Source organism: Salmonella sp. NW177, assembly GCF_051811585.1.
Lineage (GTDB): Bacteria > Pseudomonadota > Gammaproteobacteria > Enterobacterales > Enterobacteriaceae > Salmonella > Salmonella enterica.
Window position 1 is genome coordinate 337,235 of the sequence record NZ_JAMMZV010000006.1, and the last position, 6,338, is coordinate 343,572.

Annotated in this window: 5 protein-coding genes; 4 read left to right on the forward strand and 1 reads right to left on the reverse strand. The window is 44.0% G+C overall.

Annotated elements, in window-relative coordinates:
- Positions 1–76 precede the first annotated feature (76 nt).
- Positions 77–757 carry an N-acetylmannosamine-6-phosphate 2-epimerase gene (locus tag NA986_RS18300; protein ID WP_023216413.1) on the reverse strand — a complete coding sequence of 227 codons (681 nt, stop codon included), beginning with the start codon at positions 755–757 and terminating at the stop codon, positions 77–79.
- Positions 758–1,263: 506 nt separating this feature from the next.
- On the opposite strand from NA986_RS18300, the gene NA986_RS18305 reads away from it, so the two are divergent.
- The 4 genes from NA986_RS18305 to NA986_RS18320 all read left to right on the forward strand — a co-directional run bounded on the left by NA986_RS18305 (position 1,264) and on the right by NA986_RS18320 (position 5,842).
- Positions 1,264–2,424 carry an N-acetylneuraminate epimerase gene (locus NA986_RS18305; RefSeq protein WP_070793866.1) on the forward strand — a complete coding sequence of 387 codons (1,161 nt, stop codon included), beginning with the start codon at positions 1,264–1,266 and terminating at the stop codon, positions 2,422–2,424.
- A gap of 45 nt (positions 2,425–2,469) precedes the next feature.
- Complete coding sequence (locus NA986_RS18310; protein ID WP_000700610.1) at positions 2,470–3,162, forward strand: oligogalacturonate-specific porin KdgM family protein; 693 nt, start codon at positions 2,470–2,472, stop codon at positions 3,160–3,162.
- A gap of 282 nt (positions 3,163–3,444) precedes the next feature.
- Complete coding sequence (locus NA986_RS18315; protein ID WP_000560758.1) at positions 3,445–4,725, forward strand: MFS transporter; 1,281 nt, start codon at positions 3,445–3,447, stop codon at positions 4,723–4,725.
- A 10-nt stretch (positions 4,726–4,735) separates the two neighbouring features.
- Complete coding sequence (locus NA986_RS18320) at positions 4,736–5,842, forward strand: Gfo/Idh/MocA family protein (RefSeq protein WP_077950712.1); 1,107 nt, start codon at positions 4,736–4,738, stop codon at positions 5,840–5,842.
- Positions 5,843–6,338: the final 496 nt, after the last annotated feature.

Below are 6,338 nucleotides of genomic sequence, written 5' to 3' on the forward strand. Positions count from 1 at the left end.
CGATAGCATTATTAACGTCGGATTATTCTCTGAGACATAAATATCAATAGTAAGCGTGTTCATTTTCTTTTCCTGTTCAGCGTTTTACTGCGTGACTGAACCACTGACAGATATGCTCGATACGGGTGATAGCGGAACCAACGGTAACTGCCCAGGCACCATGCTCAATAGCATTGGCCGCCAGTGCAGGCGTGTTATAGCGCCCCTCGGCAATAACACGACAACCTGCATGGCTCAGTTGTGTCACCATTGCCAAATCTGGCTCAACCGGCGTGATGGGGCCGGTATAGCCAGACAGTGTTGTACCAATGAATTCGATTCCTTTCTGATGGCAACTTATGCCTTCATTCACGGTTGAACAGTCTGCCATCGCCAGTAATCCATGCAGGCGAATACGTGTCAGTAAACTATCAATATCAACCGGGCGAGAGCGGAATGAGGCATCAAAAGCGATAATATCGGCACCTGCCTGCGCCAGGGCGTCAACATCCTGTAAATAGGGAGTGATACGGACTGGCGACCCTGTAAGGTCACGTTTAATTATCCCAATAATAGGAACAGAAAGATGGGGACGAACAGTCCGCAGATTCTCAATGCCTTCAATGCGCACAGCGACCGCACCCGCCGAAGCCGCTGCCTGTGCCATTGCAGCCACAATTTCAGGTTTATCCATAGGGCTGCCTGGTACCGGTTGGCATGAGACAATCAGCCCACCGTTTTCGTGTACACTTTGTTCCAGCCTGGCTAATAGTGGCATCCAGTTCCGCCTTATATATTTTGAAGTTTTGCTCCGTTTTATGTTATGTTGTGGAGTGTTGCTGCATCAAGCAAAAAGATAGAAAAATGTGAACACAGTCATAAGGTATGTTTGTTATTCAATTACTGCGCCAGCGGATTTGAGGCTATAACCTGAAGCTACAAGACAAATACAATTCACTCTGACGGCAGCATGCTGTATTTTATTAACTGCTTCCGGCATAAAGATAAAATGCTCAGAAGGAGCTTATACGCCACGGGATAGCCAGTATGAAATGCATCACATAATTCTTGTTGTATTTATTTAGAATGCTATCACTAATGAGTTTGCCCATAACAGGTCACCCATAATCACTTCTAACATCACCATGGTGTGCTTTTACCTGGCACATGATAACCCCATGTAATTATTTTTAGCGCTTGGTCACATTTTGTCATTATCATTGTTGAAATTGTGCACCATAAGATCACTAATGATGAAGCTTTACTCCAATTGTATTTCTTCGCATGGGGATGCAGATGAAAAATTTTAAGAAAATGATGACGCTAATGGCGCTATGTTTATCAGTCGCTATCACCACATCAGGATATGCAACGACGCTTCCTGATATACCAGAACCACTGAAAAATGGTACTGGCGCTATTGATAATAATGGCGTGATTTATGTCGGCTTAGGTACCGCAGGGACATCCTGGTATAAAATTGATCTTAAAAAGCAACATAAAGACTGGGAGCGTATAAAGTCGTTTCCTGGTGGAGGTCGTGAGCAATCCGTGTCGGTATTTTTAAATGATGAGCTTTATGTTTTTGGTGGCGTAGGGAAAAAAAACAGTGAATCACCGTTGCAGGTTTATAGCGATGTGTACAAATACTCACCGGTGAAAAATACATGGCAAAAAGTTGACACTATATCTCCAGTTGGATTAACAGGGCATACGGGAGTAAAATTAAACGAAACGATGGTACTTATTACCGGAGGGGTTAATGAGCATATCTTTGATAAGTATTTTATTGATATAGCGGCTGCGGTTGCGGATGAAAGTGAAAAAAATAAAGTCATCTATAATTATTTTAATAAACCTGCCAAAGATTATTTTTTTAATAAAATCGTATTTATCTACAATGCTAAAGAGAACACATGGAAGAATGCCGGTGAGCTGCCAGGCGCGGGGACGGCAGGATCGTCATCGGTAATGGAAAATAATTTCCTGATGCTGATTAATGGTGAGCTCAAACCGGGTTTACGTACCGATGTGATTTACCGCGCCATGTGGGATAACGACAAGCTAACATGGTTGAAGAACAGCCAGTTACCGCCATCGCCTGGAGAACAACAGCAAGAAGGGTTGGCCGGAGCATTTTCGGGCTATAGTCACGGTGTCCTGCTTGTCGGTGGTGGCGCGAATTTTCCGGGAGCAAAACAAAATTATACCAATGGAAAGTTTTATTCCCACGAAGGAATAAATAAAAAATGGCGAGATGAAGTCTATGGTTTGGTTAATGGTCATTGGCAATATATGGGTAAAATGAAACAACCTCTCGGCTATGGTGTATCAGTAAGTTATGGTGATGAAGTTTTCCTTATTGGTGGTGAAAATGCTAAAGGGAAACCTGTTTCGTCTGTAACCTCCTTTACCATGCGTGATGGTAATTTATTAATAAAATAATTTTTTAAATACAAAAATAAAGTTAATTGATGAGTGGAGTATTTTATGAAAATCAACAAATATCTTCTGGGTATGGTTTCGTTTATAGCATTTTCATCATATCTACAAGCGGCAACCCTTGATTATCGGCATGAATATGCTGATAGAACCAGAATTAATAAAGACCGTATTGCTATAATTGAAAAGCTTCCTAACGGCATTGGTTTTTATGTCGATGCCAGCGTTAAATCGGGAGGAGTAGATGGTGAGCAGGATAAGCATTTAAGCGATCTCGTCGCAAACGCTATAGAACTGGGCGTAAGTTATAATTATAAAGTTACGGACAATTTTGTTTTGCAGCCTGGATTTATATTTGAAAGCGGTCCAGATACTTCAATTTATAAGCCTTATTTAAGGGGGCAATATAATTTTGATTCTGGTGTTTATATGGCTGGTCGTTACCGTTATGACTATGCAAGGAAGACAGCTAACTATAGTGATGATGAGAAAACGAATAGATTTGATACTTATATAGGTTATGTTTTTGATGAGTTGAAATTAGAATATAACTTTACCTGGATGGATAGCGATCAAATTAAATTTGATAACAAAAAAACAAACTATGAACATAATGTGGCTTTAGCCTGGAAACTGAATAAGTCATTTACACCATACGTTGAGGTCGGAAATGTAGCGGTGAGAAATAATACCGATGAGAGACAGACCCGTTATCGCGTTGGATTACAATACCACTTTTGAGAAAGGTTAAAGAGTTACTGTACTAATCTTTGCTTAGTATTCATATCGATAATCTTATAGCCCGTGGCTACGTTACAGAACGTTAGACTTTGTCTTGAGTATTCACGTCCTTAACGTAGCTACGAATAAGGATGATAAACAATGAATATACGTCTTACATAGCTACGATCTCAGGCGGTTGTCGGAAAGTGCCGGTTGATTGTGTCTTATTCGGCAATTGATATGACTTAAAAATTAATTCCGTAAGCATTTCAGACGGTAACAGCAAATAAGGGTTTTATTGTGATAGCAAAATTCTTCCCGTGGTATAGCGAGATAACTCGTCCACAAAAAAATGCTTTATTTTCAGCATGGCTGGGTTACGTTTTTGATGGCTTCGACTTTATGCTGATTTTCTACATTATGTATCTGATCAAGGCTGACTTAGGATTGACAGATATGGAGGGCGCATTCCTTGCCACAGCGGCCTTTATTGGGCGACCATTTGGCGGGGCGCTATTTGGTCTGCTGGCAGACAAATTTGGCCGTAAGCCGTTAATGATGTGGTCGATAGTTGCCTATTCTGTAGGTACAGGGTTAAGTGGCCTGGCTTCCGGTGTAATTATGCTGACGCTTAGTCGCTTCATTGTCGGTATGGGGATGGCGGGGGAGTATGCTTGCGCTTCTACTTATGCCGTGGAAAGTTGGCCAAAGCATTTAAAATCTAAAGCGAGCGCATTTCTGGTTTCAGGTTTCGGTATTGGTAACATCATAGCAGCCTACTTTATGCCTTCATTTGCCGAAGCGTATGGTTGGCGTGCTGCTTTTTTTGTCGGTTTGCTACCCGTTCTTTTAGTAATCTACATCCGGGCCAGGGCTCCTGAATCTAAAGAGTGGGAAGAAGCCAAACTCAGTGGTCCCGGAAAGCACTCACAAAGTGCCTGGTCAGTTTTCTCTTTGTCAATGAAAGGGCTATTTAATCGAGCTCAATTTCCACTGACATTATGTGTATTTATTGTTCTGTTCTCTATTTTTGGCGCAAACTGGCCAATCTTTGGTCTACTGCCTACATATTTAGCGGGCGAGGGCTTTGATACGGGCGTGGTCTCTAATTTAATGACGGCGGCAGCATTCGGCACTGTATTGGGAAATATCGTTTGGGGTCTGTGCGCAGATAGAATTGGTTTGAAGAAAACGTTCAGCATTGGTCTTCTCATGTCCTTTTTATTCATTTTCCCGTTATTCAGAATTCCGCAAGATAATTATTTACTGCTGGGCGCATGTTTATTCGGTTTAATGGCGACTAACGTAGGTGTTGGCGGGTTGGTTCCCAAATTTCTCTACGACTACTTTCCTCTAGAGGTTCGTGGTTTGGGTACCGGGCTGATTTATAATCTTGCTGCGACATCAGGCACATTCAATTCAATGGCGGCGACCTGGCTTGGAATAACAATGGGGCTAGGCGCTGCGCTAACGTTCATTGTTGCTTTCTGGACTGCAACAATTCTACTCATTATTGGCCTATCCATTCCGGATAGACTAAAAGCACGTCGTGAAAGTTTTCAATCAACAAAAGAATTTTAATAGAGGATAAATGATGACGAAATACGGTGTTGTAGGTACAGGTTATTTTGGCGCTGAACTGGCGCGATTTATGTCTAAGGTTGAAGGGGCGAAAATCACTGCGATTTACGATCCGGTAAATGCGGCTCCGATAGCGAAAGAGTTGAACTGTGTCGCCACTGCAACGATGGAGGCGCTTTGTACCCATCCTGATGTGGATTGCGTAATTATTGCTTCACCAAATTACTTACATAAAGAGCCAGTCATTGCGGCGGCTAAAGCGGGTAAACACGTGTTTTGTGAAAAACCTATCGCCTTAAATTACCAGGATTGTAAGGATATGGTTGATGCCTGCAAAGAAGCTGGTGTTACCTTTATGGCGGGTCACGTTATGAACTTTTTTCACGGGGTTCGCCACGCTAAAGCGCTCATCAAAACCGGTGAAATCGGTGAAGTTACACAAGTTCACACTAAACGTAATGGTTTTGAAGACGTGCAGGATGAGATCTCATGGAAGAAGATTCGCGCAAAGTCAGGTGGGCATCTGTACCATCACATTCACGAGCTAGATTGTACACTGTTCATCATGGATGAAACCCCATCCCTGGTTTCAATGGCGGCGGGGAATGTTGCGCACAAAGGTGAAAAATTTGGTGATGAAGATGATGTTGTCCTAATCACCCTTGAGTTTGAAAGCGGTCGTTTCGCGACACTTCAGTGGGGATCATCGTTCCACTACCCTGAGCACTATGTATTAATTGAGGGCACGACAGGTGCAATTCTCATTGATATGCAAAACACGGCGGGTTATCTAATAAAAGCGGGCAAAAAAACACACTTTCTTGTGCATGAAAGCCAGGCGGAGGATGATGATCGTCGCAACGGTAACATATCCAGCGAGATGGATGGCGCAATCGCTTATGGTAAACCCGGTAAACGTACGCCGATGTGGCTCTCATCAATTATGAAACTGGAGATGCAGTACTTGCATGATGTGATAAACGGTCTGGAGCCAGGCGAGGAGTTTGCTAAATTGCTAACGGGAGAAGCGGCGACAAATGCCATTGCTACCGCTGATGCTGCGACGCTTTCCTCAAACGAGGGGCGCAAAGTAAAACTCACTGAAATTCTTGGCTAAAATTGAAAGCCGGATGGTGGTGTTATTACCCGGTGGCGCTGCGCTTATGTAGACTGGATAAGGCGCCTGTGAACTGTGCCGCCATCCGGCAATGGACGGGTCACATATAAGCAAAAAGCCCGTACTTTCGTACGAGCTCTTTCTTAAATATGGCGGTGAGGGGGGGATTGACTCGCTGCGCTCGCCCTTCGGGCAGTCTCCTCGCAAGCTCGTCGTCTGTCCAACTGGCTGCGCCGCTACTCAGCCCATCCCTGGGCCTCGCCCCTTCGGGGCCAGAGCAAGCTCTGTTCAAAAACGCTCCCGGCGTTTTTGTGTCGAACCCCGGTCGGTGGTTCTCATCCCCCCTTGGTTTGGGGGATACCATATAAGCAAAAAGCCCGTACTTCTGTACAGGCTCTCAACTTAAATATGGCGGTGAGGGGGGGGATTGACTCGCTGCGCTCGCCCTTCGGGCAGTCTCCTCGCAAGCTCGTCGTCTGTCCAACTGGCTGCGCCA

Excerpts from the sequence above, each read along its gene's own strand:
- NA986_RS18310 (WP_000700610.1), top strand. The coding sequence starts at position 2,470 with ATGAAAATCAACAAATATCTTCTGGGTATGGTTTCGTTTATAGCATTT.
- NA986_RS18305 (WP_070793866.1), top strand. The coding sequence starts at position 1,264 with ATGGGGATGCAGATGAAAAATTTTAAGAAAATGATGACGCTAATGGCG.
- NA986_RS18300 (WP_023216413.1), bottom strand. The coding sequence starts at position 757 with ATGCCACTATTAGCCAGGCTGGAACAAAGTGTACACGAAAACGGTGGG.
- NA986_RS18320 (WP_077950712.1), top strand. The coding sequence starts at position 4,736 with ATGATGACGAAATACGGTGTTGTAGGTACAGGTTATTTTGGCGCTGAA.